Below are 22,946 nucleotides of genomic sequence, written 5' to 3'. Positions count from 1 at the left end.
GACTCACCCGGCCCAGGCCATAGCTCGCGGCCGAGCCGTCACTGCAGGACTTTCTCGATCACCTCACGCAAGTAGGGCGCCGTCGCGCTGTTGTCGTCTGCCGCGACGTCGGCCGGCGACCCCGCGACGACGACGCGGCCGCCGTCCCTGCCCGCGCCCGGCCCCATATCGATGACGTGGTCGGCCTGCGCGACCATGCGCATGTCGAGCTCGGCCATGACGACGGTGTTGCCCGCGTCGGCGAGGCCCTGCAGGTGGCGCATGAGGCGGTCGCTGTCAGCCGGGTGCAGGCCGGCCGTCGGCTCGTCGAGGACGTAGAGCGTGTCTCCGCGCGAGGCGCGCTGCAGTTCGGAGGCTAGCTTGACGCGCTGCGCCTCACCACCGGACAGCTCGGTGGCGGGCTGCCCCAGCCGCAGGTAGCCGAGGCCGACGTCGCGCAGCACCGCGAGGCTGTGATGGATCGAGCCTTCACCGTCGAAGAACGCGTGCGCCTCGTCGACGCTCATCGCGAGCACGTCGGCGACGGAGCGTTCGTGCCACGTCACCTCGAGCGTGCTCGCCTCGTACCGCGTGCCGTGGCAGTCGGGGCACGGCGTGTAGATGCTCGGCAGGAACAGCAGCTCGACCATGACGCTGCCCTCCCCCTCGCACGTCGGGCAACGACCGCCGGGCACGTTGAACGAGAATCGACCCGCCGTGTAGCCGCGGCGCTTCGCCTCGTCGGTCGCCGCGTAGAGCTTGCGGACGTGGTCGAACAGGCCCGTGTAGGTGGCGACGTTCGAGCGCGGCGTGCGTCCGATCGGTTTCTGGTCGATGACGACGACGCGGCGCACGCCCGGGGGCGCCTCGGTGACGCGTCCGCGAACGTCATCGACGTCGTCGCCGAGCAGCAGATCGGTCTCGGGGTCACCCGTCAGCTCGGGTTCGGGAGCGCCGCCGCTGCCGAGGTGCTCGCGCAGCAGCGCGGGCACCGCCTGGCTGACGAGGCTCGACTTGCCCGAGCCGGAGATACCCGTGACAGCGCTCAGGCATCCGACGGGAAAGCTGACGTCGAGGCCCTGCAGGTTGTTGCGCGTCACGTCCGCGAACGCCAGCCAGCCTTGCGGCTCGCGGGGCGAGCGCCGCGAAGAGGCGCCGGGGGCGTCGTCGTCGCGGGGAAACAGGTAGCGGCGGGTCTCGGACTCGGCGACGTCAGCGAGCCCGGACGGCGTGCCGCTGTAGAGCACTCGGCCGCCCTGCTCACCGGCTCCGGGGCCGATGTCGACGAGCCAGTCGGCTTCGTGGATGACGGTGAGCGAGTGCTCGACGACGAACACGCTGTTGCCGCGCTCCTTCAGCCCGTGCAGGATGCCGATGAGCGCGTCGAGGTCGCGCGGGTGCAGCCCGGCAGACGGCTCGTCCAGCACGTAGACGACGCCGAACAGCTTCGACGACAGCTGCGTCGCGAGGCGCAGGCGCTGACGTTCGCCGCCGGAGAGCGTCGGCGTCGTGCGATCGAGCGAGAGGTAGCCCAGGCCGAGGTCGATCATCGGTTGCAGGCGCGTGACGAGGTCGGCTGCGAGACGTTGCGCTGCCGCGCGCTTCTCGACCGAGAGATTAGGCGTGCGCCGCACGTCGGGCGCGGCATCGTGCGATGCTCCGCCACCTGCCACGCGAGCCTGCGTCAACGCTTCCCGAGCTTCGGCGTCGAGCACGTGATCGTCCTGGTGCGCGACCTCGGCCGGGCTCCAGTCGTCAGCGGTGACGGAGCGCGCGATCTCGGCGAGGCGCTCGAGCGGCAGGTGCGAGAAGGCGGCGATGTCGAGCCCCTCGAACGTCACGGACAGCGCTTCGGGCTTGATCTTGGCGCCGTGGCAGGTGCCGCACAGCTCGCTCGTCAGGTAGCGCGAGGCGCGCTTCTTCGTCGTGGCGCTCTTGGCGTTGGCGAACGTGTCGAGCACGTAGCGTCGCGCTCCGATGAAGGTTCCCTGATAGCTCGGCTCCATGCCCTGCTTCTGCGCACGCCTCGTCTGCTCCGGCGTCAGGCCCGCGTACACGCCGACGCTGGGGCGCTCCTCGGTGAACAGGATCCAGTCGCGGTCCTTCTTCGGCAGGTCCTGCCATGGCGTGTCGACGTCGTAGCCGAGCGCGACGAGGATGTCGCGCTGGTTCTGCCCCGCCCACGCGACGGGCCAGGACGCGACGGCGCGCTCGCGGATCGTCAGCGACGGATCCGGCACCATGCTCTTCTCGGTGACCTCGTAGACACGGCCGATGCCGTGGCACGTCGGGCAGGCCCCTTGGACGGTGTTCGACGAGAAATCCTCCGCGTAGAGCATCGCCCGCCCCGGCGGATACCACCCGGCACGCGAGTAGAGCATGCGCACAAGGCTCGACAATGTCGTCACCGTCGCGACATCGGAGCGCGCGCCGCCCCCACCGCGCTGTTGCTGCAGTGCGACGGCAGGCGGCAGGCCTTCGACGACGTCGACGTCCGGCACGCCCGCCTGGTCGATGAGGCGCCGCGCGTACGGCGCGACGGACTCGAGGTAGCGCCGCTGCGACTCGGCGAACAACGTGCCGAACGCCAGCGACGACTTGCCCGAACCGGACACACCGGTGAACACGACGATCGAATCGCGCGGCAGGTCGAGCGCCACGTCCTTGAGGTTGTTCTGCCGCGCGCCGCGGACGACGACGCCGTCACGCCACGCGCTCGGCTCCGCCCGGTCGAGTGTTGATGCCTGCTCCTCATTCACGCCTGCGACGTTACCCGCCGGCGGCGAAAACCCCGGAGTTCCGCGGAATCTCGAGACGCCGACACCCGGTTGTCGGGGGTCGGTCCCAGACTGCGAGCGTGACCGACATCACACCCTGCATCTGGCTCGACGACACGGCGGAGCCGGCCGCCGATCTCTACCTCTCCTTGCTCTCGAAACTCGCGGCGCGTCGACACCATCCGCCACCCCGACGACCCCAAGGCCCTGGGCCCCAACGCCTCTCGCGCCGGGCAGGTGATGCTCGAGCACGTCGAGCTCGACGGCCATCCGTTCACCCTGCTCAACGGCGGCCCGGTCTTTCCGCAGACTGAGGCCGTCAGCTTCCAGGTTTCCTGCGCCGACCAGGACGAGGTTGATCACTACTGGAACGGCCTGACGGCAAACGGTGGCTCCGAGAGCCCGTGCGGCTGGTGCGAGGATCCGTTCGGCGTCAGTTGGCAGATCATTCCGCGCCGTTTCACCGAGTTGATGCAGACGCCCGACCCCGCCGTCGTCGCACGCGTCTCACAGGCGATGTTCTCGATGACGAAACTGGTCGTCGCCGACCTCGAAACGGCGGCCGCCGGCTGAGCGGGGCAGGCACGACGAAGGCCCCCACCGCGGTGAGGGCCTTCGCTCGAGAGACTTGGATCCCCCGACCGCCTGGTGCTCTGGGGTCATCAGGTTGCCGGGGGCTTCACCCATTGTTACCCAGGACTTAACCTCGCAACAGTCTTGGGGGTGAAATTTCTGCGAAATGTGAGCGGTGAGACACCGGCCAGGGCCGTGGGGAGGGGCAGGTGGCCCTGGCCGGTGTCGTGGGCGAGCGGTCGTCCATCCGCTCGCGATTCGCGCCGACGACGAGGAGATGGACGTCGATCGGTCACGAGGTTCCTGCGATCCGGCGTGGTGGCGCCCCGGTGCGCGCCGAACACCACGAACGTCGCGCGGCGTGTGGGGCGCTCATCTCGGCGTCACGATCTGCGTGACTCACCGGTGCAGGAGGTCTGTGGGGTCGGCGGGGTCGGGCCCCGTCAGGAGGCGACGATCTTGCCGTTGCGGATGACGTAGGCGGCGCGGCGGTCGAGTTCGAGACTCGTCGCGGCGTTCGTCGTCGACGTCACGGTGCTCGCGTGCCGGACGCCCGTCGCGACGCCCGCGGCGGAGGCGTCGGCGGCGCTCAGTGTGCCGACGCCCATGACGGCGACGGCGGAGCTGACGGCGATGCCGCGTCCGAGCGACTTGAGGGAGCCGAAGATCGAGGTGGACTGTTGGCTGGTGTGCTTCGTGGTGTTCATGACGTTCACTCAACGCCCGGTGTCTATGGGCTTTCTGTGACGCTCTTGTGGCGTACCTACGGGCGTCGCAGACCGCCCCGCGACTCAGCCATGGCCTACGACGTGCGCACGATTCAACCACGATCGTCAGGCAGGAGATAGGCGTCCTCGCGACTCGGAGGGCGAATCAGGCAGAACGGAGAGCGCAGGCCCATGGCGGCAGAGCAGAGGCGCAGCGTCACCGGGCGCACGCGGGCCAGCCGCCCGGCCTCATGGACCGTCCAACGCTCAGCCCTGCTCCGGGGAAGCGGGGCGATCGGCCCCGCCGCCTCAGCGCTCGACCCCACGAAGGCCTCCCGAGACAGCCGGCAGCCCTCGACCGTCATGAACCACGTAGGCTCGCCCTCGTGAAGAGCGAATTTGCCACCATCGCCGCCGGCGTCGTCATGCTCGTGTTCGGGCTCGCTCTCGTCGCGGCGCTGGGCAAGGGCATCGCCGGGGCGATTCGTCGTCGCAGCTGGCCCGTCGTCGACGGTCATGTGCGCCTCGGCACCGGCAAGGACGGGCGCGAGAACTCGCTCGCTCGCATCCGCTACACCGCGCCCGACGGCAGCCGTCAGCTCCTCGAGACCCCGACGGGTGGCATGAGCACGAACGGCCGCGACGGCCAGACGCTGCCGCTGCTCGTCGACCCGCACGACCCGGCGCACGCCGTGCCGAAGGCGTCGGGCGGCACCCTCGCGACGATGGGGTGCTTCGCCGTGATCAGCCTCTTCTTCGCCGTGTTCGGCGCGTTCGCCATCATCACCGTCCTCACCTGATGACGGGCTCGCAGGCGCCCCCTGCCACCTCGCCAGCCGACGACCGGCTACGTGCGACGCGTCTGTTCCTGCTCGCCGCAGGTCTGTTCGTCTTCCTCACCGCCGAGATGTACCCCGTCGGCGCGATGCCCGACATGACGCGCGACCTCGGCGAGAGCGACGCCGCCGTCGGACGCCTCGTGACCTGGTACGCGGTCGGTGTCGGCGTCGCCGCCATCCCGCTCGTCATGCTGACGCGACGTATGCCGCGCCGCCGCGTCATCGTCGCGTGCCTGCTCGCCCTGTTCGTCTCGATGGCGATTGCGGCGCTCGCGCCGAACCTGCTCGTCGTGACGATCGCGCGCTTCATCGGCGCCGCCGCGCATGGCGCGATCTTCGCGGTCGTGCCCGTGGCCGCGGCGAGTCTCGCGCGCCGGGGCGCCGAGGCGAAATCGGTCGCGAGCGCCTTTCTCGGCGCGAGTGTCGGCGTCGTCGCGGGGCCGCCGTTCGTCGCCGCCGTCAGCGACCATCTGGGGTGGCGTGTCGCGAGCGGCATCATCGCGGCCATCGCGCTCGGCGTCGCGATCGCGAGCCAGCTGAAGCTGCCGCCCCTCGAACCGGAGGCGCCCGGCGAGTTCTTGCTGCGCCTGCCGCGCGCCATGGCGGGGCCGTTCTTCACGCTGTGCGCCGTCGTCGCGGTCGTCGTGACGGCGCACAACGCGGCGTGGGCGTTCATCGCGCCGATCCTGGCGGCGAAGGGCATCTCGGGCACCGCGTTCGCCGTCGAACTGTTCGTCTACGGCGTTGCCGGCGCGCTGACGACGGCGTACGCGAGCCGACACCTCGACGCGCATCCGACGCGCGTCACGATGCTCGCCCTCGGCTGCATGGTCGTCGCGCTGCTCGCGCTGACGTTCTCGCCTGCCGCCGCGGTCGCCGCCTTCGCCGCAGCTGCGTGGGGTGGTGCGTTCGGTGTGCTGCCGGTCGCGTTCCAGACGCGTGCGCTGTCGATGACGCCGGGTTTCACGGACGCGTCGACGCCGATCTACGTCGTCGCGTTCCAGGTCGGCATCAGCCTCGGCGCGCTCGTCGGCAGCGCGCTCATCACGCACGTCGACGCGACGACGCTGCCGCTGTTCGCCGCCATCGTGACGGCGCTCGCCGCATCAGCCCTCGCGCAACAACATCGCCCGGAATCGAGTCGTCCCTGACGCGTTTTCGGGCAAAGAGCTTTGCCATGCACGGCCGCGCAGGAGGTCAGGACCAATGGCCCCCTCGGGCGCCCACCGTTCGGAGGCCGAACCCCCTAGGCTTGAGGGTGGCAAGTTTCGCGCGACCGCGCGAAACGACGGGGCGCGCTGCGCCCACACTTCGGGAGATGCGATGCGAGACAACACCGGCCTCGGCCTCGGCTACCGATTCGCCTGGCGCCTCGAGTACATCGGCGTCTCGTGCTTCGGCCCGGCCCAGCACATGCCTGCGACCGATCCGAAGCGACGCCTGCGCCGCGAGCGCGCCGCCCGCGTCATCGCCGCGCACGAGGCGCGCGGCACCGAGGCGCCCGAGTGGGTGCGCCAGATCGTCGAGACCGGCGGGGACGCCCCCGTCAAGCAGCGTCGCGCCGGCAACGCACCGGCGGCCTGAGCTCACCCCGACGAGGTTGTCGGTGCCGGATGCAAGACTGACGGCATGTTCTCCTTCGAGAGTCTCGAGCTCCCTGTGATCGCCGCGCCGATGGCGGGCGGCCCTTCGACGAGTCGGCTCGTCATCGACTCATCGCGCGCCGGCGGGTGGGGCATGCTCGCCGGCGGCAACAAGAACGTCGACGCGTTGGCCGACGAGGTCCGTGACGTTCAGGACGCGGGCGTCGCTGCCGGCGTCAACCTCTTCATCGCGGGGCCGCAGAGCACGGATGCCGCGGCCCTCGCGTCGCTGCGCGCGAAGATGCAGCCCGTGGCCGAGCGTTTCGACGTCGAGCTCGGTGAGCCGACGTGGGACGACGACGACTACGCCGCGAAGGTCGCGTGGCTCGTCGCGCATCCTGTCGACGTCGTGACGTTCACGTTCGGGCTGCCGTCCGACGCCGACGTCACCGCGTTGCATGCGGCGGGTTCCTCGCTGGGGGCCACCGTCACGTGCCTCGACGACGCGCGCACCGCCGTCGCACGGGGGATGGATTTCCTCGTCGTCCAGGGCCCTGACGCTGGCGGTCATCGCAGCACGTTCGACCTGCACGCCGACCCCGACGAGGCACCCCTGCCCGATCTGCTCGAACAGATCCGCGCGGCCGTCGACGTGCCGCTGCTCGCGGCCGGCGGCATCGCGACGCCTGACGACACCGTCGCGGCGCTCGGCATGGGCGCCGTTGCAGTGCAGGCGGGTACGGCGTTCCTGCGCTCGTCGTCGGCAGGTTCGTCGGCGACGCATCGTGCGGCGCTCGCCTCGGACGACTTCACCGATACGGGTCTGACGCGCGCCTTCTCGGGGCGGTTCGCGCGCGGTCTCGTCAACGAGTTCATGTCGATGTTCGACGGCGTCGAGAACGTCGCGCCGTCGGCCTACCCGGAGGTCAACCGGATGCTCGCACCGCTGCGTCGCGCCGCCGCCGAGGCGGGCGACCCGCAGTGGACGCACCTGTGGGCCGGGGCCGGGTGGCGTCGCACGGCGTCCGCGATGCCGGGGCGCATGATCGACGGTGACGCCGGCCGCATCACACGCTGGCTCGCGGGCCGCGAGGGCTGACGCGCCGTCAGATCTCGCGGACGACGCGCGCGGGGTTGCCGACGGCGACCACGTTCGCGGGCAGGTCCTTCGTCACGATCGCGCCCGCGCCGACGACGGTGTTCGCGCCGATCGTCACCTCGGCAACGTCGAGGCAGACAAAGCCGAAGTTCGCGAACGTGCGCGCCCCGATCGTCGTGCGGTAGCCGTAGTCGACCTGCAGCGGCGGTCGGATCTCGCTGTCGTCCCCGAAGGCTCCGAACAGTTCGCGCAACAGGGCGCGTCGCTCTTCGTACGCCGTCGGGTCCATCGTGTTGATCCGATGCGTGAAGCGCTACGCGCGATCCGATTCGGCGGCGAGCTGCGGATCGTCGGCGAGGTACAGGTCGCCGGCCAGCATGCGTTCGCGCATGGAGCGCTCGTCGGGGTGCGAGTTCGTCATGGCCTCGACGCTAGCGGACGGCGGCGCGGAGTAGACCTCGGCTCGGTTGGGGCTCGCGTTCCTCTCGGTAGATCTCCAGGACGGCCGCGGTCGCGGGCCAGGCATTGATCAGGTGCAGATCACCACCGTCATCCCGATAGGCGATGACGGTCAAGACCCGGCCCGCCGGCGGGGAGTACCCGATGGACCGATTAGACCTACTCACCCCGCGGGCCCGTCTGAGTGCTGTACTGACGACGGCCGCAGCCGGCGGCCCTCGATGACAGGGGTGACAGGCATCATGACGTTCTTCCGCGCAGGGTTCTTCAGCACAATCGGCGTCAGCGTCGTTCTCGCCGCGGCGCTCACAGCCGTTTCGGCGTGCAATCCGATCGACGAGAAGGTTTGCTCGAGCGGCTCCTACCCCGTCAAGGACAAGGGAGACGGGCCCGGGCAGACGTGCGTCAAAAGCGGCGATCCGATCCCGTCCGGATACACGACCTACGCACCCGGGCAGACGCCGACGACGCCGTGAACTGCGCGGCTCGGCGATCCGTGCCGTGCTGAGACAGCATCCAGGCCGCCCGTGATCGCCACACTCCGTCATCGCGCCTGCGAGCCCCCGTCGCTCGCAGACATGAAACGACCGCACCCGATCAGAGAAGGTGGCAACCTTCGGGTGCGGCCGTTCGGCGTGTGCGGTACGGATCAGCTCGTGGCGGCCACCCCCTCCCCCGTCAGGTCGCGGCGGCCGAGGCCGTCCGACGCCTTCGCCGTGGCGTAGAACGACGCTGCGAGGGTGGCGACGAGCAGCAGGCCGGCGCTGAAGAGACGACCGTCCATGACGGGCCCCTCGACCTCGTGGCCGGCGGCCTGCGCCCGCGCGGAGCCGTTGAGGAACGGCACGATCGCGAGGACGCCGATGCCGAGGACGACCTCCGTCAGCACGACGCGCGGAAACGTCACGAGGACGTACGCGAACACGTTGCTGACGCGCCCCGCCCGCTGCGCGCGGGCGATCTTCGGCATGAGGACGAGCTGGTTGTACGCCCCGGCGGCGACGAGACCGACGACTGGGACGATCTTCGCGAGCAGGAAGCGCCCGAACGGCGTCGTCACGAACTGCTCCCACGCCCCGACCTCGCGGTACGTCAGCCACAGCCCGGAGACGAGCACCATGCCGACGGCAACGAGCGCGAGCACGCCGAACCGCGCCCAGATTCGTGCCCACACGTCACCGGCGCTGACGTCGAGGTGGCGTCGCGTGCGAGCCAGCAGCGCGAGCGCGATGAGCCCGCCGACCCAGAGTGAGCCCCCGATGATGTGCGCCTGGATGAGCATCTTGGCGACGACGTCGCCAAACTCGACGGCCTTCGTCGGGATCGACGGCACCAGCGAGGCGGCGACCGTCAGCCCTGCGGCGGTGACGGCGGCGGCGTGCGACCAGCGCGGCATCCGGCCGAACAGCATCGGCAGCAGGACGAGCGCCGCAAGCACGATGCAGAGGTTGGCGACGGTGACGAGCGCACCGGTCGAGATCCACTCGCCGGCCTTGGCGGGCTTCGTCAGGTAATCGGCGACGGCCGACGGGCGCAGCGCGTCGGCGTACGCCATCCCCTTGCCGGCCCGCGCAACGCGGGCCGCGAGCTGGAACCAGGCGACGACGAGCAGGACGATCGTGCCGACGGCTGCCAGACGCAGCGCACGACGCGTCAGGAGCGCCGCATCATCGGGGTTCACCGTCGTGTCACGTCGGACGGCGGGCCGGACGACACTCAGGTACGTCCAGACGCCGCCGATGGCGCAGGCCAGGCCCATGAAATAGGAGAACTTCGTGAGGATCCGCCACACCGGCGGGATGACATCGGGGAGGGCCGTAGCCGTGACAACCATACTCATAGTGAGGTGAGCCTAACCTTACTTAGAATGCTGGTGTCGATTTGGCCCACATGAAGTGACGAAAATCCGTCCGGCGGTCCGTCATCGCTCCGCCGCGACATCCCCGAAGCCCACCAGGACGCGCGAATGGGGCGCCGCCGGCGATCACCGCAACCGATGCGCCGCGGACGTCACCTCATCTGTCAGCCGCGCGAGCGCCCGAGTCTCGAGGCGCCAGCACTGCCAGAACAGGGGCACGTCGAGGTCGCCAACGCCCGGCACGCGCCTGAGGTGATCATCCTCGTCCGCGAGCCCCTCCGGCACCATGCCCCATCCGAGGCCGGCCCGCACCGCCGCGACGAAACCCTCGGCGGACGGGACGACGTGCTCGACGCGCGGCTCCAGGCCGACATCAGCGAGGATGCGTCGCTGCAGATCGTCGCGGTCGTTGAAGCGCAGCGTCGGCAGCTCGGCGAGGCGCCCCGAACAGCGCTCCCACAGGTCGCGACGCACGAGCGGTACGTAGCGCATGACGCCCAGCTCACTGACCGAACATCCTTGCACCGCAGCAGAACTCGCCGTCACCGCACCCAGGACGGCACCCTCGCGCAGCAGCCGCGCCGAGTGATCCTGATCCTCGACGAAGACCCGCAGCCGCGCGTCACCCCACTCGGCCACCGTGGTGAGCACCTCGACGAACCATGTCGCGAGCGAGTCGGCGTTGACGGCGACCGGCAGGTCGACGACGTCACCCGGCAGCGTCCGACCCGGCACCGCCGAACCGAGCGCGCGCTGCAACTCGGCGTCGACGAGAGCCCGCTGCCGCGCTCCGCGCAGCAGGACCTCCCCGACGGCGGTGGCGCGCACGGGCGAGGTCCGCACGAGGACGACCTGCCCGACTGCCTGTTCGAGCGCCTTGATGCGCTGCGAGATCGCCGACGGCGACACCCGCAGCGCGGCCGACGCCCCGTCGAACGTCCCCTCGTCGACGCAGGCCAGGAGCGCCTCGAGCCACTCGTCACGCAGTTTCATGGCGCCACCCTAGTGAAGCAGCACTGAAGTACCTACAGTTTCATGAACTGTCCTTCATCCGCGCACACCCCTAACGTCACTGCCATGACGCACCTGCTCACCGGCTTCCTCACCGGCCTCGGCCTCATCGTCGCCATCGGATCGCAGAACGCCTTCGTCCTGCGTCAGGGGTTGCTGCGTCACCACGTCGGGCTCGTCGTCGTCATCTGCGCGATCGTCGACATCGTCCTCGAACTCGCCGGTGTGCTCGGCATGGGCGCGATCGTCTCGGCGCATCCCGATGCGCTGCGCGTCATCAAGTGGCTCGGAGCGGCCTACCTCGTCTGGTTCGGGCTCAACTCGTTCAAGAACGCCCGCCACGCCGGCAGCCTCGACCCCGCCGAGGCGCCACCGATGAGTCGACGCGCCGTCGCGGCCACGGTCGCCGGGCTGACGTTTCTCAACCCGCATGTCTATCTCGACACGGTCGTCATGCTCGGTACCGTCGCGAACTCCCAAGGCGCGCAAGGGCGTTGGTGGTTCTACGTCGGGTCGATCAGCGCGAGCGTGCTGTGGTTCGTCGCGCTCGGGCTCGGCGCGCGCCTGCTGACGCCCCTCGTCCGCAACGCCCGCACCTGGCAGGTCATCGACACGGTCGTCGGCGTCATGATGTTCGTCTTCGCCGCACTGCTCGTGACGTCGTCCTGACCGCCCCACCGCGCCGCACGAGCGTCCGAAGGCGCCGAACTATAGCCCGGCGCGTAGAGATCGCGGCAAGATGCGAGCACCGGACTAGGTAGAAACCCGTTCATCTGTCACGCTGGTGCCGTGACTTTCTCTGTGTGGTTCGACGGCGACGAAACCCTGTGGGACAGGCGGGGCCACATGCTCACCGGCCTCCTCGACGAACCCTCCCACGTCGACGACGCCACGCGCGCGCCCGAGCTGTTCCCCGACGTCCTGCCCGCCATGGTCGACCTGGCCGAGCGCGGCAGCGTCAACCTCATCCACTACGCACCCATGCCCGCCGGCCACGAGCACGTCCTGCCCCCGTTCGCCGCCCACGTCGACGCGCCCGGAGCACCGTCGGACCTGCCGCCCGAGCTGCACGACACCGAAGCCGACCTCAACTGGCTCGCCACGTTCGAGCGCATCGACGCCGTCATCGCCGAGAGCGGCTCCGCACCCGACGACGTCGTGCTCATCAGCAACACCGTCGGACCCTTCGCGAAGGCGGCCGAGCGCGGCTGGCTGACGGTGTGGCTCAACCGCGACCGCGTCGCCAACCTCTCGGAGACGATGCCCAGCGCCGAGATCCACTCGCTGCTCGACCTGCCCGAGGCCCTCGACGCCATCGACGAGGCCCGCGCCATCATCGCGGGGCTCATGCCGAGCAGCGAGGCGACCATCGCGACGGCGCTCGACGGCGTCACCCCCGCCTGAGGCGACGGGGCACAAGAACACCACGCGCCAGGGTGTTTCGCTCACAAAAACACCCGTTGACTACAGTTGATGGCCGCACCGATCGGTGCGGCCATTGCCGTCCCCACGCACTGGTGACCGCCTACCGAAGGACGACCCACCATGGTCGACTCCCCCGCCAGCCACGGCGCGTCATCCGCGACGCCTGAGCCCGGCGCTGCGAACTCGCCCGACGTCGACGCACCGCGCGTCGCCCTCTCCGGTGGCCGCACCCGGCCGTCGCTCGACGACCGCGGTTTCCTCGGCCACCCCTCCGGCCTGGGCACGCTGTTCAACGCCGAACTGTGGGAACGCTTCAGCTACTACGGCATGCGCGCCATCCTCGCGTACTACCTCTACACGGCCGTCAGCGACGGTGGGCTCGGCATCGACCAGCCGACAGCCCTGTCGATCGTCGCGACGTACGGTGCGTCGGTCTACCTGCTCAGCGTCGTCGGTGCGTGGCTCGCCGACCGCGTCATCGGCGCCTTCCGCGCGACGCTGTACGGCGCCGTCATCATCATGCTCGGCCATGTCTTCCTCGCGCTGCCGATCGCGGCGATGTCGTGGGTCGGCATCGCCACCGTCGCGCTCGGAACGGGTCTGCAGAAGGCATCCATCTCGGCGGTCGTCGGGCAGCTGTACGACCGCGAGGACGGCCGTCGCGACGCCGGTTTCTCGATCTTCTACATGTCGGTGAACATCGGCTCGTTCTGCGCGCCGTTCGTCGTGACGTTCCTCAAGGACCGGTGGGGTTTCCACGCCGGATTCTCCGCGGCGGCTGTCGGCATGGCCTTCGGGCTGATCGGCCTGTTCGTGTTCCGCAAGCACCTGCACGGCGCAGGAACGAACCCGACGAGCCCGCTCACCGCGGCCGAACGCGGCACCGTCATGCGACGCGTGGGGCTCGGCGTCGTCGGCGTCGCGGCCGTCGCCGCGATCTGCTTCGCCCTGTCGGGGACGACGGCGAACGGCGTCATCAACACCGTCACGGTGATGTCCGTCATCGCCGCGGTCGGCATGTTCGCGATGATGTTCAAGAGCCCCAAGGTGAGCGCCGCCGAACGCCGCCACCTGCAGGCGTACGTGCCGTTGTGGATCGGCGCCGCGCTGTTCTGGATGATCTTCGAGCAGGCCGCGAGCAAGATGGCCGCGTTCGCCGCCGAGCGCACCGACCTCGGCTCGATCTTCGGCATCAAGGTGAACGCCGAGTTCTTCCAGAGCGTCAACCCGCTGTTCGTCGTGGCCCTCGCGCCCGTCTTCGCCGCGATGTGGCTGCGCCGCGCCGGCAAGTTCCCGAGCACCGGCGCGAAGTTCGCGTTCGGCGTGCTCATGGCCGGCCTGTCGTTCGTGCTGCTCGCGTTCTACTCGCACCTGTGGCCGCACGGCCCGACGGCGCCGATGTGGGCGCTCGCGAGCGTCTTCGTCGTCCAGACGATCGGCGAACTGTGCCTGTCGCCCGTCGGCATCTCCGCGACGACGAAGCTCGCACCCGCCGCGTTCACGACCCAGGCGATGGCGCTGTGGTACCTGACGTCCGCCGTCGGCCAGTCGGCCGCCGCGCAGGCCATCCGTCTCATGGAGGGCCTCAGCGACACGACGTTCTTCCTGACGCTCGGCCTCATCACCGCAGGCTTCTCGCTCGTCCTCATGGCCCTCGTGCCGTGGATCGGGCGCCACATGCGCGACGTCGAAGCCGTCAAGACGGCGTGAACAATGCGTCGTGACGACGCGCTGAGCTGACGCCTCATTGAGGTGACGCCGCGAGACGCGCAGGAGGGGCAGGTGGATGTCCACCTGCCCCTCCTGCGCGTTACATCCACATCTGCGAATCTGGCTCTTCAGAGTTGAGTGTGGGCGCGCCGGTTGGGTCGGGTAGCTGGGGAAAGGTGGGAACGCCACGAAACGTCGTCCCGCACCAGCCGGGTCAGCTGCGCCATGGCGTACACGAACACCAGGTCGAAGAACAGCTCCAGGTTGCCCACCGCCCCGCTGCCGCTGTCCCGCGCGGCGGCCTCGCTGCCCGGCTCAGAGTTCTCTGACATCCGCGAAATCATCCCCTCTCAAGCCCGGCAACTCCCACCCTCACCGACGGTGCTGCCGCGCTGTCCGGAGCGCTGCCCGGACTGACCGGGCTGCGCGCCTGGGCAGGATCACAGCATTTCTAGTGGCCGCGGTCCGCTCGGGGGCGGGAACGCTCGGTCCAGAGCATCCAGGTCTTCGCGGGTCAGCTCCACGTCCAGTGCTGTGGCGTTGTCGCGCACATGCTGCGGGCTGCTCGCCTTGGGGATCGTGCAGAGCGAGTCGCGGCGCAGCACCCAGGCGATGGCCGCCGCCGCGGCGCTGACGCCGTGACGGGCCGCGACGTCGTTCAGCGTCGCGTCCTGAAGGATGCGGCCCTGCTCGATCGGCGAGTACGCCATGACCGGCAGCTGGTGGTCGGTGCACCACGGCAGCAGGTCGTACTCCGGTCCTCGCCGCGACAGGTTGTACAGCACCTGATCCGTGGCCAGCCCGCTGCTGCCCGGCACGTCCCGCAGGTCGGCGAGGGCCCGGTGGTCGAAGTTGCTGACGCCCCAGTATCGGATTTTCCCGTCCTCGACGAGCTGTTGGAAGGCCGCGACCGTGTCCTGCAGCGGGTACCCGCCCTGCCAGTGCAGCAGGTAGAGGTCGATCCGATCGGTGCCCAGGCGTTTCAAGCTGCGTTCGCAGGCCGCGATCGTGCCGGAACGGGAGGCGTGGGACGGCATGACCTTGCTGACCACGAACGCCTCGTCACGGCGACCCGCCAATGCTTCACCAAGCACCTCCTCCGCGCCGCCGTCGGCGTACATCTCGGCGGTGTCGACCAGCGTCATGCCCAGCTCGAGGCCGGCGTGCAGCGCGGCGACCTCGTCGCGGCGGCGGCCGGGGTCCTCTCCCCAGCCCCAGGTGCCCTGGCCCAGCACAGGGATGAACTCCCCGCTCGGCAGCGTTATTCGCCGCATCCGCGATCACTTCCCTTCTGGTTGTGCTGAGGTGGGACGTGGGCTGAGATCCTCGAAGGACCAGCGCGTCCCCGGCCAGTGCTTGCGGTACCGAGGTGCCGGGTGTCGAGCCGGTCATTAGCCCCGCCTGCGCCATGTGGCGTACCGGGCTGCTCACGAGCGGTTTCCGGCGCCGGTGGGCTGGTCGGCCTGACTGAACGGTACCGGAATGGCGGAACAGAAGGCCCGGAAGTCATCGGGTGAGCGGCTGGTGACCAGGTTCCCGTCTCGGGCCACCCCCATGGTCCACCACCTTCGCGCGGTCGAGGCCGCGGTGGCGGGAGTCGTTGCGTTGCACCACTCGTCCGGGGCTGGGCTGGCGGTATTCGGCGCCGACCACCGCGTCAGCGTCCGCGAAGAGGAGGGCGTTGAGCATGGTCTGCAACAGGCTGCGCATCATGTCCGGTGAGGCCTCGGTGAGCAGCTCGCGAAGAATCGCAGATGGGTACGGTGCTCTGACAGCTGCCGACCGTCACGTCACCACCAGGCGTGGAAGTGGTGGACGGGGCCGTGGCCGTCGCCGCGCCCGACGTCGAGGTCGCCACTCGCGGCGAGCGCCTCCGTCACGTAATCCTTGGCCTCCCGCGTCGCCTGCGCCCACGAATCGCGTTGCGGCCGGAGTGCCGTCATCGCCGCCGACAGGGTGCATCCGGTGCCGTGCGTGTTGCGCGTGTCGATGCGCGGCGCGCTCAACCGGGCGGGCTCGTCGCTCTCGGCGGGGACGAGGAGGACGTCGTCGCTCTTCGCGCCGCAGCCATGGCCGCCCTTGAGCAGCACACCAGACCCGAGGGTGACGAGGGCGCGCGCGACGTCATCGCTCGCCTCGCGTGGCGTGTCGTCGAGATCGAGCAGGACCGCGGCCTCCGCGAGGTTCGGCGTGATGACGTCGACCTCCGGCACGAGACGCTCGCGCAGCGCGGTGACGGCGTCCTCGTCGATGAGCCGGTCACCGCTCGAGGCGACCATGACAGGGTCGAGGACGCGCGGCACCCCGCGCAGCGCCGGGTGGTCGGCGAGCACGTCGGCGACGGTCTCGATGACGGCCGCCGAGCCCAGCATGCCGATCTTCAGCGCGTCGATGCGGACGTCGTCCACCAGGTTCTCGAGCTGAGTGCGTACCTGCTGCGACGTCATCTGCGTCACCGCCGCGACGCCGCGCGTGTTCTGCGCGACGACGGCCGTCACAACAGCGCACCCATGCGTGCGCAGGGCGCCGAAAGCCTTGAGATCAGCCATGATTCCCGCACCGCCGCTGGGGTCGGTGCCGGCGATCGTCAGGACGTTGGGGATGCTCATGTCAGATCCCTCCTCCTCTCATCAGGTTGCGGCACGAAGCGGTCGTCGACCCGCGCCACCTCGAGGTGCAGATCCTCGCCGACGGTGAGGGCAGCCCCGGCCCGGAGATCGTCGACGGAGACCCGGGCCGTGGGGGTGCTCATGTCAGAGCCTCTCGGCTCGCGTGAGCGGAACGTGGTCGTGCCCACCGGCCGCAGCAGCCCTGGGGCATCCCTCGCCGGGGTGTCATGCCGGGCCCGCGTGGTCGGGCCGCTCGAGCTCGAGTGCGCCTCGGCCGCCGTCGACCGGGCGGACTTCGGCGAGAGCCTCGTCGAGTTCGCTCCGCAGCGCCTGGGTGGCGGCGAGCGGATCGGGCTGCCCGCAGATCGCCGACACGACGGCGACGCCCTGCGCGCCGGCGGCCACGAGCGCGCGCAGGTCCGGCAGCTTCACCCCGCCGATGACGACGTTGGCGAACCCGCCGGCCCGTGCCGCGTCCGTGATGGCGCCGACGCCGTCAAGCCCGAGCGGTTGCGCTGCGTCCGGCTTCGTCGGCGTCGCACGGAACGGCCCGATGCCCAGCAGGTCGACGGTGCCGCGCGGCAACCTCGTTGCAGCAGCGACCTGTTCGAGGTTCGACACCGACCAGCCGAGGTGGAAGCCCTCACCGACGACACGGTCGGCGAGGCGCCGCGCCACGACAGGGTCGAGGTCACTCTGGCCGAGGTGCACGCCGTCAGCCCCGACGGCGAGCGCCACGTCGAGACGGTCGTCGACGACGACGCGGACGCGCCGTGCCGTCGTCGAGGACGAGATCGGGGTCGCCGCCGCGGCCATCTGCTGGCCGGCACCCGTGGGCGAGTCTCGCTCGACGCGCGGGGCGGGGCACTCTTCGTCATGTAGGCCAGCCGATCGGCCACCAGCGGCCCGCGGCGTCGGCGTCTGCGCGACGGCGGGATGCGCACCCAAGGCCGCAACGGCGTCGATGACCCGCGTCGTGAGAGAGCACAATTCGCGGGTCGAAGCGTCGTGGTCGCGGATCTGGATCATGTCGACACCACCGCGCGCAGCAGCCTCGGCCGTCTCGACGACACCGTCGGGCCCGCCACACAGCGCCGTATCGGTGACGAGGTACAGCTCGACGCCGCGCCCGTCCGACATCACGACGCCACTCGCAGATCGAGCGTCGCTGCGACGCTATCGCCCTCGAGGCGCGCCAGGGCGTCGAGGAGTTCGACCGCGAACGAACCCGGGCCGCTCGCCCAGTGCGCGGCGTCCTCGGCGGCGAGCGTCATCGTCGCGGTCGCGGCGGCGGCAGCGAGCTGCGCCGACCCGGCGACCGGTAGGTAGGCCGCGACGAGCGCTCCGAGCGCGCACCCGACGCCCGTCACCTTCGTCATGATGGCGTCGCCGTTGCCGATGCGCACCGTCGGTGCGCCCGGCGCGACGACGGCATCGACGACACCGCTGACGGCGACCGCCCCGCCCGTGCGCTCCGCGAGTCGCGACGCTGCCGCGAGCGTCGCGTCGACGTCGTCACCGGCGTCGACCCCGCGTCCCGCACCCTGTTCGCCGGCCAACCCGAGCACCTCGGAGGCATTGCCGCGGATGACGGCCGGGGCGTGTTCGAGCAGGTCGCGAGCGAGCTGAGTGCGCACCGGCAGGGTGCCGACCGCGACCGGGTCGAGGCACCACGGGCGCCCGGCCTCGGCGCGCGCGGCAGCCGTCGCGCGCATCGCCTCGGCTGTCGCCGCCGTCACGGTGCCGACGTTGACGAGCAACCCGTCCGCGATACCGGCGAAGATCGGGCCCTCCTCGAGCGAGTCGACCATGGCCGGCGACGCTCCGACAGCGAGCAGCACGTTCGCCGTGAAACCGGTGACGACGGCGTTCGTCATGCACTGCGTGAGCGGTGCGGCGTCACGTACGGCGTCGATGACGCGCCCGATCGCTTCGGGGGTGATGGCGAGCGCCTGAGCTGACGCGTCCGTGCCCGCCTCGTGCGCCGCGTCGGGGGACTGTGCGTCGGGGCGGCTCCTGCCGCCGCTCCTCTGGCTGGCGCTGCGTGTCGCGTCGCTCGACGCGCCTGGGGTGTGGTCGGGCTCGTTCGTGGGCGCAGTCATCGTGCGTCTCCTTCCTCCGCCGGCATGATCCGGATCAGGTGTAGGCACCCTCGTGAAGAGGATGCTGGCGGTCGGCTTGCGCCTCTCAGCCGTGATGGCTCCCGCGGGACGCCCCCAGCTTCGCAGATGACGTACCCCGCGTGGGCGTCGTGTCCCACGGACGCAGGTGCGGAACGTCGATGGCGTGTGGACGTGTTCGCCCGGCCAGCCCCACCGCCGTACCCGTACCTCCCCCTCGCGCGTCACGACGCCGAGCGAGAAACACACCGCGCCCATCACAGTCCGTCGCGCAGCACGCGTCAGCACCGACGAGCCCGTCGCGTCATCACCCCAGGAAGTTCGCGTGGGGCCTGGCGGCAACGGTCACCTCCGCCACCCCCAACGGGTGGGTCACGTAGCCTGGTGGCAGATCAGCCACCCCGCGCGCGAGGAGTCAGACATGCCCCAGGCCCAGATCGGCATCTTCGTCGATGGTGCGACATCGAGCGAGTACGTCGAGTTCGAGGTCGAGCCCGGCTCGCTGACGAAGCTGTCGCAGCTGCTGCCGCTGTTCGAGGCCGAGCAGGACGACGTGGGCGTCAACTTCGTCGTCGGCGTGCGGCCGTCGCTGATGCAGCAGATCGCCGCCGATCACGCCCCCGAGAACGTTCATGACTTCGACACCGACGTCGTCGGAACCGACGGCTACGTCATCCCCGGTACGCAGCACGACCTCGTCTTCTGGGTGTTCGGCGGCGCGCGCGACAAGGTGTTCGACGCGACGCGTCACCTCATCTCGTTGACGCGCCAGGTCGTGCCCGGCATCCGCGTCGTCGACGAGACGGAGGGCTGGGTCTACCAGACGAACCGCGACCTCACCGGCTTCATCGACGGCACCGAGAACCCGACGACGATCGAGCAGTACGACGAGGCCATCGTCGCCGACGGCAAGCCGGGCGCCGGCTCGAGCGTGCTGCTGCTGCAGAAGTGGCCGCACAAGCAGGCGAAGTGGGAGGCCCTCTCCACCGAGGAGCAGGAGAAGGTCATCGGCCGCTCCAAGGTCGACTCGATCGAGATGGACCCCAAGCCCGAGACGTCGCACGCCGAACGCACCGACCAGGACGACTTCGGCCACATCGTGCGCCGCAACATGCCGTTCGGTGACGTCGGCGAGCACGGCACGATGTTCGTCGGCTTCGCGTGCGAGCAGAAGCGCCTGCACGACATGCTCGAATCGATGGCCGGCGTCGGTGACCACCCGCGCGACGAACTGACGAAGTACTCGAACGCCGAGACCGGCTCGTACTACGTCATCCCGCCGGTCGACGCGTTCAAGGGCTGACGGCGATCCCTCATCGTCGCGCCCGAGAGCGGGCGACTGATCGAAGACGGGCGCAAGATGGCGACTAACTCACGAGTAGGCAGGCATCCACGTGCCTACTCGTGAGTTACCCGCCACGCTGCGACCTGCAGCAGGCCCTGATCTGCGAACCCGACGCGCGGGGTATCCCGGCACCCCTGGCAGACCCCACCCGAAATCCGCGCGACACGGTACGTCGAGCACGCCTACGCTCGGACGATGACGAACCCCGCCGACCTCGAACCGATCCCGGTGCCGCGCCTCGAGCGTGACGGTGTGGTGCTGCGCGCCCACACGATCGACGACGCCGACGAGGTGACGCGACGTGGCGCCGACCCGCTCGTCCAGCGGTGGACGACGACGCCCGCGAACTACACGCGCGACATGGCGCTCGAGTTCGTCACGCGCATGACGGGGCCGAGCCGCGACGCGATCTGGTGGGCCATCGAGGTCGACGGCCGCATTGCAGGTTCGATCGACCTGACGACGTGGGGGCGCGGTTTCTCCTACGGCGCGGCGAGCGTCGGTTTCGCGCTCAGCCCCTGGGCGCGCGGGCGGGGCGTGATGACGCGCGCCGTGGCGGCGGCCGTCGAGTATGGCTTTGACTCGCTGGGCCTCGACACCATCATCTGGGAGGCTTACGCGGGCAACGTCGGCAGCTGGAGAGCAGCCTGGGGCAACGGCTTCCACGAGTTCAGCTACATCTCCAGCCTGCTCGTGGGCAAGGACCGCCTCGAGGACGCCTGGCACGCCGTCCTTCGGGCCGACGAACCGCGTGAGCCGCAGGGCGATTGGCACCTGGCGATCGAGAAATCCACCACGCCTCGACACCAGCGAGGCCTCTGAAGGGCCAGCCCCGCCCCCGCCAGGCGCGGCCTGCTCCCCGACGTGACACACCTGCGATTTTCGTCCACATTCGGCATTCGCCAGTGCCCGACGACGATCGCAGCGTCGCGCCCGCCGGGCGTCATGGCTATCGGGCGAGCTCACCGGCACGTCACGCGGAGACGAAAGCGCCGATGACGTCGCGCACCTGCCGCCCCGCGACGAACAGCCGCGGCGAGCAACCGCGGCGAATGTGGACGAAAATCGCAGATGTGGACGCGGATCGCAGCTGGTCACAACCAGCGGCCGACCTGTTCGTGCTGCGGGCCGGGGAGACGTCGGACGGGGGTCTTCCAGTCGACGCCGTACTGCTTGCCGACCCACCACCACAGCCACGCCGTGATGCCGAAGATGAGCGGCAGCGAGAACAGCAGCGCAGCAGGGTTGACGGCGCCCTGCTCGAGCGAGTTCGGCGTCAGTGGCGCGAGCAGGAACGACATCGTGTTGTTCGCCGCATGCACGAGGATCGCCAATTCGAGGCCGCCGGAGCGCCACACCAGCGCTCCCATGCACAACGCGAAGCAGGCGATGTCGATCTGGCCGACCCAGTCATACCCGTGGCCGAGCATGAACAGCGGCACGGGCAGGATGATGCCCCACAGCGGCGACTTCAGCCACGTCCCGAGCGCCTGCTGCGGCATGCCGCGAAACAGGTACTCCTCGCCCGCGCACTGCAACGGCGTCAGCACGAGGATGATGACGTACGACGCGACGAGTGACGCCGAGAGAGGCGGCACCGTCAGTTCGTCGCGGCCGAACAGCAGGGGCGGCACGAGGATCACGAGGGCATAGATCGGCACGACGACGCGCGCCGCGCGCCCCAGCAGACCCCAGCGGAATCGCCCGAACACCGAGTGGATCGACCCGCGACGCCCGGCGCCCCACCACGACGCGAGCACGACGATGGGGACGAGCGCAGCAAGCGGACCGAGCATCGCCATCAGGTCGGCCGGGTTGCCACCGTCCTCGAGGCTCTCGCTCGCAGCGGGCAGGCCGAGGCCCTCCCATGCGAGCACGACGACGCCCAGCGCGATCATCATGACGATCGTGACACCGAACGCCACACCCAGCGTCGCGAAAGGACGCCACCATTGCGCGACGCGCCAGTCGATGCGTGCCATGCGGTGATACGGCAACGGCTTCGGTTCCTCGAACGCCCACGCCGGGGGTGGCTTGCGCGGACCGGCTTGCGCTGCAACGGGATACGCAGCGCCGGGCGACGCCGGCGCCAACAACACCCCAGGCGGATACTGAGGCTGCGGAGCTGACGGCTGGGACCAACTAGCCGGCGCAGGCGCACCCGAAGCTGCGGGCCGGGGAGCTGACGGCGGGGGCCACCCGCCAGGGGCAAGCGCTCCAGCCTCGGGGGCCCCTGGCGCCGGGGGAGGCGACCCCATCGATCCTGTGGGCGGCAGTGACCAACCGTGCGGCATGGGTGCGCCTTCGTGCCATGCGTTGGGCTGCTGCCCCGTCGGTGCCGCGGCGTCGCTCGCGGAAGCTGCCGACGTGTGCGCCCGGGAATCCGGCGCGGGCGAACCCGGAACCGACGCCGGGGTCTCGCGCGGTCGCGGGGGAACGTAGCGCCAGGCGTCGTCGTCCGGATGGGTGCGTTCGTCGGTCACGACGCCTACTGTGTCACGCGTCGATGAGGGTGCGCTGAGCACCATGACACGACGCGGTGAGCCGGCGCTCGGCCTTACGACATGAGATGGCAGGGGTCGTGCGGTGTCGCCGTATGGCTCGGGCGACCCGTCCGCCGCCGTTCACACGCTGCACACCGTCTTCTGAGCACAGCCGATCGATGACGGCCTGCGCCACGACGCCGGCGAATGCGGCGCCCATGAACACGAGAAGCGCGCCGTCTGGCCACGCGTCGACAGCGCGCCGGAGCCACCCGGAACAGCCACGCGACCTGCCGGCAGCGCCCAGGAACACGAGAAGCGCGCCGTCCGGCCACGCGTCGTCAACGCGACGGGGCCATTCCCGGGAGC

The 22,946-nt window shown here is 70.1% G+C and carries 22 protein-coding genes and 2 pseudogenes; 11 read left to right on the top strand and 13 right to left on the bottom strand.

Going from position 1 to position 22,946, the window contains the following annotated elements:
- Positions 1-38: 38 nt before the first annotated feature.
- Positions 39-2,738, bottom strand: coding sequence for an excinuclease ABC subunit UvrA (locus tag ABH936_RS03380; RefSeq protein WP_038569793.1), 2,700 nt, complete (start codon positions 2,736-2,738; stop codon positions 39-41).
- 258 nt (positions 2,739-2,996) lie between these two features.
- On the opposite strand from ABH936_RS03380, the gene ABH936_RS03375 reads away from it, so the two are divergent.
- Positions 2,997-3,329 carry a VOC family protein gene (locus tag ABH936_RS03375; RefSeq protein WP_143181243.1) on the top strand — a complete coding sequence of 111 codons (333 nt, stop codon included), beginning with the start codon at positions 2,997-2,999 and terminating at the stop codon, positions 3,327-3,329.
- A 443-nt stretch (positions 3,330-3,772) separates the two neighbouring features.
- Here the strand turns inward: ABH936_RS03375 and ABH936_RS03370 are convergent, their stop codons facing one another.
- The gene (locus ABH936_RS03370; RefSeq protein ID WP_150112816.1) at positions 3,773-4,036 is read right to left on the bottom strand and encodes a hypothetical protein; all 264 of its coding nucleotides are present in this window, start codon (positions 4,034-4,036) and stop codon (positions 3,773-3,775) included.
- A gap of 386 nt (positions 4,037-4,422) precedes the next feature.
- On the opposite strand from ABH936_RS03370, the gene ABH936_RS03365 reads away from it, so the two are divergent.
- The 4 genes from ABH936_RS03365 (at position 4,423) to ABH936_RS03350 (ending at position 7,557) form a co-directional block, all read left to right on the top strand.
- The gene (locus ABH936_RS03365; protein ID WP_239303385.1) at positions 4,423-4,836 is read left to right on the top strand and encodes a DUF3592 domain-containing protein; all 414 of its coding nucleotides are present in this window, start codon (positions 4,423-4,425) and stop codon (positions 4,834-4,836) included.
- Entirely contained in the window at positions 4,836-6,026 is a 1,191-nt protein-coding gene (locus ABH936_RS03360) for an MFS transporter (RefSeq protein ID WP_288756747.1), read from the top strand. The genes ABH936_RS03365 and ABH936_RS03360 overlap by 1 nt, the downstream gene beginning before the upstream one ends.
- Positions 6,027-6,198: 172 nt before the next feature.
- Complete coding sequence (locus ABH936_RS03355) at positions 6,199-6,459, top strand: hypothetical protein (RefSeq protein ID WP_038569802.1); 261 nt, start codon at positions 6,199-6,201, stop codon at positions 6,457-6,459.
- 45 nt (positions 6,460-6,504) lie between these two features.
- Complete coding sequence (locus tag ABH936_RS03350) at positions 6,505-7,557, top strand: nitronate monooxygenase family protein (RefSeq protein ID WP_051806276.1); 1,053 nt, start codon at positions 6,505-6,507, stop codon at positions 7,555-7,557.
- Between the two features lie 7 nt (positions 7,558-7,564).
- Here ABH936_RS03350 and ABH936_RS03345 read toward each other — a convergent pair.
- Positions 7,565-7,936 (bottom strand): annotated as a pseudogene (locus ABH936_RS03345) (maltose acetyltransferase domain-containing protein).
- 322 nt (positions 7,937-8,258) lie between these two features.
- On the opposite strand from ABH936_RS03345, the gene ABH936_RS03340 reads away from it, so the two are divergent.
- Positions 8,259-8,492 (top strand): hypothetical protein, encoded by a 234-nt coding sequence (locus ABH936_RS03340; RefSeq protein ID WP_239303388.1) that lies wholly within the window; start codon positions 8,259-8,261, stop codon positions 8,490-8,492.
- A 173-nt stretch (positions 8,493-8,665) separates the two neighbouring features.
- Here the strand turns inward: ABH936_RS03340 and ABH936_RS03335 are convergent, their stop codons facing one another.
- Together ABH936_RS03335 and ABH936_RS03330 are read right to left on the bottom strand one after the other, a co-directional pair.
- Complete coding sequence (locus ABH936_RS03335; RefSeq protein ID WP_288756746.1) at positions 8,666-9,856, bottom strand: copper resistance D family protein; 1,191 nt, start codon at positions 9,854-9,856, stop codon at positions 8,666-8,668.
- 144 nt (positions 9,857-10,000) lie between these two features.
- Positions 10,001-10,867, bottom strand: coding sequence for an ArgP/LysG family DNA-binding transcriptional regulator (locus ABH936_RS03330; protein WP_288756745.1), 867 nt, complete (start codon positions 10,865-10,867; stop codon positions 10,001-10,003).
- An 84-nt stretch (positions 10,868-10,951) separates the two neighbouring features.
- Here ABH936_RS03330 and ABH936_RS03325 point away from each other — a divergent pair, with 84 nt between their 5' ends.
- The 3 genes from ABH936_RS03325 to ABH936_RS03315 all read left to right on the top strand — a co-directional run bounded on the left by ABH936_RS03325 (position 10,952) and on the right by ABH936_RS03315 (position 14,020).
- Positions 10,952-11,554 carry a LysE/ArgO family amino acid transporter gene (locus tag ABH936_RS03325; protein WP_038569811.1) on the top strand — a complete coding sequence of 201 codons (603 nt, stop codon included), beginning with the start codon at positions 10,952-10,954 and terminating at the stop codon, positions 11,552-11,554.
- A gap of 120 nt (positions 11,555-11,674) precedes the next feature.
- On the top strand, positions 11,675-12,289 hold the full coding sequence (locus tag ABH936_RS03320) for a hypothetical protein (RefSeq protein ID WP_150112817.1): 615 nt from the start codon (positions 11,675-11,677) through the stop codon (positions 12,287-12,289).
- A 141-nt stretch (positions 12,290-12,430) separates the two neighbouring features.
- On the top strand, positions 12,431-14,020 hold the full coding sequence (locus ABH936_RS03315; RefSeq protein ID WP_288756744.1) for a peptide MFS transporter: 1,590 nt from the start codon (positions 12,431-12,433) through the stop codon (positions 14,018-14,020).
- A gap of 128 nt (positions 14,021-14,148) precedes the next feature.
- Here the strand turns inward: ABH936_RS03315 and ABH936_RS03310 are convergent, their stop codons facing one another.
- The 7 genes and pseudogenes from ABH936_RS03310 to thiM form a co-directional block, all read right to left on the bottom strand.
- Positions 14,149-14,352 carry a low temperature requirement protein A gene (locus ABH936_RS03310; RefSeq protein WP_281711587.1) on the bottom strand — a complete coding sequence of 68 codons (204 nt, stop codon included), beginning with the start codon at positions 14,350-14,352 and terminating at the stop codon, positions 14,149-14,151.
- 108 nt (positions 14,353-14,460) lie between these two features.
- Positions 14,461-15,294 carry an aldo/keto reductase gene (locus ABH936_RS03305; protein WP_404602629.1) on the bottom strand — a complete coding sequence of 278 codons (834 nt, stop codon included), beginning with the start codon at positions 15,292-15,294 and terminating at the stop codon, positions 14,461-14,463.
- Between the two features lie 301 nt (positions 15,295-15,595).
- Positions 15,596-15,769, bottom strand: a pseudogene (locus ABH936_RS03300) (transposase); the annotation flags it as partial.
- A 41-nt stretch (positions 15,770-15,810) separates the two neighbouring features.
- Positions 15,811-16,629 (bottom strand): bifunctional hydroxymethylpyrimidine kinase/phosphomethylpyrimidine kinase, encoded by an 819-nt coding sequence (gene thiD / locus ABH936_RS03295; protein WP_288756646.1) that lies wholly within the window; start codon positions 16,627-16,629, stop codon positions 15,811-15,813.
- Complete coding sequence (locus tag ABH936_RS03290; protein ID WP_288756645.1) at positions 16,626-16,772, bottom strand: hypothetical protein; 147 nt, start codon at positions 16,770-16,772, stop codon at positions 16,626-16,628. Before ABH936_RS03290 ends, thiD begins: the two co-directional genes overlap by 4 nt.
- Positions 16,773-16,854: 82 nt before the next feature.
- Positions 16,855-17,769 (bottom strand): thiamine phosphate synthase, encoded by a 915-nt coding sequence (locus tag ABH936_RS03285; RefSeq protein WP_051806279.1) that lies wholly within the window; start codon positions 17,767-17,769, stop codon positions 16,855-16,857.
- Complete coding sequence (thiM, locus tag ABH936_RS03280; RefSeq protein WP_288756644.1) at positions 17,769-18,731, bottom strand: hydroxyethylthiazole kinase; 963 nt, start codon at positions 18,729-18,731, stop codon at positions 17,769-17,771. Before thiM ends, ABH936_RS03285 begins: the two co-directional genes overlap by 1 nt.
- Positions 18,732-19,170: 439 nt before the next feature.
- Between thiM and ABH936_RS03275 the strand changes: the two genes are divergently transcribed.
- Entirely contained in the window at positions 19,171-20,052 is an 882-nt protein-coding gene (locus tag ABH936_RS03275) for a Dyp-type peroxidase (protein WP_288756643.1), read from the top strand.
- 237 nt (positions 20,053-20,289) lie between these two features.
- Complete coding sequence (locus ABH936_RS03270) at positions 20,290-20,916, top strand: GNAT family N-acetyltransferase (RefSeq protein WP_074046082.1); 627 nt, start codon at positions 20,290-20,292, stop codon at positions 20,914-20,916.
- A gap of 272 nt (positions 20,917-21,188) precedes the next feature.
- On the opposite strand, the gene ABH936_RS03265 is transcribed toward ABH936_RS03270, so the two are convergent.
- Complete coding sequence (locus ABH936_RS03265; RefSeq protein ID WP_144708304.1) at positions 21,189-22,076, bottom strand: CPBP family intramembrane glutamic endopeptidase; 888 nt, start codon at positions 22,074-22,076, stop codon at positions 21,189-21,191.
- Between the last annotated feature and the right edge of the window lie 870 nt (positions 22,077-22,946).

It is taken from the genome of Dermacoccus sp. GAS27A, assembly GCF_044909235.1.
GTDB classification, from domain to species: Bacteria; Actinomycetota; Actinomycetes; order Actinomycetales; family Dermatophilaceae; genus Dermacoccus; species Dermacoccus nishinomiyaensis.
This window is presented reverse-complemented; position numbering and strand designations above follow the sequence as displayed.

Coding starts and splice junctions, on each gene's coding strand:
- ABH936_RS03375 (WP_143181243.1), top strand. CDS start 2,997: ATGCTCGAGCACGTCGAGCTCGACGGCCATCCGTTCACCCTGCTCAAC.
- ABH936_RS03370 (WP_150112816.1), bottom strand. CDS start 4,036: ATGAACACCACGAAGCACACCAGCCAACAGTCCACCTCGATCTTCGGC.
- ABH936_RS03360 (WP_288756747.1), top strand. CDS start 4,836: ATGACGGGCTCGCAGGCGCCCCCTGCCACCTCGCCAGCCGACGACCGG.
- ABH936_RS03355 (WP_038569802.1), top strand. CDS start 6,199: ATGCGAGACAACACCGGCCTCGGCCTCGGCTACCGATTCGCCTGGCGC.
- ABH936_RS03350 (WP_051806276.1), top strand. CDS start 6,505: ATGTTCTCCTTCGAGAGTCTCGAGCTCCCTGTGATCGCCGCGCCGATG.
- ABH936_RS03340 (WP_239303388.1), top strand. CDS start 8,259: ATGACGTTCTTCCGCGCAGGGTTCTTCAGCACAATCGGCGTCAGCGTC.
- ABH936_RS03335 (WP_288756746.1), bottom strand. CDS start 9,856: ATGAGTATGGTTGTCACGGCTACGGCCCTCCCCGATGTCATCCCGCCG.
- ABH936_RS03330 (WP_288756745.1), bottom strand. CDS start 10,867: ATGAAACTGCGTGACGAGTGGCTCGAGGCGCTCCTGGCCTGCGTCGAC.
- ABH936_RS03325 (WP_038569811.1), top strand. CDS start 10,952: ATGACGCACCTGCTCACCGGCTTCCTCACCGGCCTCGGCCTCATCGTC.
- ABH936_RS03315 (WP_288756744.1), top strand. CDS start 12,431: ATGGTCGACTCCCCCGCCAGCCACGGCGCGTCATCCGCGACGCCTGAG.
- ABH936_RS03310 (WP_281711587.1), bottom strand. CDS start 14,352: ATGTCAGAGAACTCTGAGCCGGGCAGCGAGGCCGCCGCGCGGGACAGC.
- ABH936_RS03305 (WP_404602629.1), bottom strand. CDS start 15,294: ATGCGGCGAATAACGCTGCCGAGCGGGGAGTTCATCCCTGTGCTGGGC.
- thiD (WP_288756646.1), bottom strand. CDS start 16,629: ATGAGCATCCCCAACGTCCTGACGATCGCCGGCACCGACCCCAGCGGC.
- ABH936_RS03290 (WP_288756645.1), bottom strand. CDS start 16,772: ATGAGCACCCCCACGGCCCGGGTCTCCGTCGACGATCTCCGGGCCGGG.
- ABH936_RS03285 (WP_051806279.1), bottom strand. CDS start 17,769: ATGTCGGACGGGCGCGGCGTCGAGCTGTACCTCGTCACCGATACGGCG.
- thiM (WP_288756644.1), bottom strand. CDS start 18,731: ATGACTGCGCCCACGAACGAGCCCGACCACACCCCAGGCGCGTCGAGC.
- ABH936_RS03275 (WP_288756643.1), top strand. CDS start 19,171: ATGCCCCAGGCCCAGATCGGCATCTTCGTCGATGGTGCGACATCGAGC.
- ABH936_RS03270 (WP_074046082.1), top strand. CDS start 20,290: ATGACGAACCCCGCCGACCTCGAACCGATCCCGGTGCCGCGCCTCGAG.
- ABH936_RS03265 (WP_144708304.1), bottom strand. CDS start 22,076: ATGGCACGCATCGACTGGCGCGTCGCGCAATGGTGGCGTCCTTTCGCG.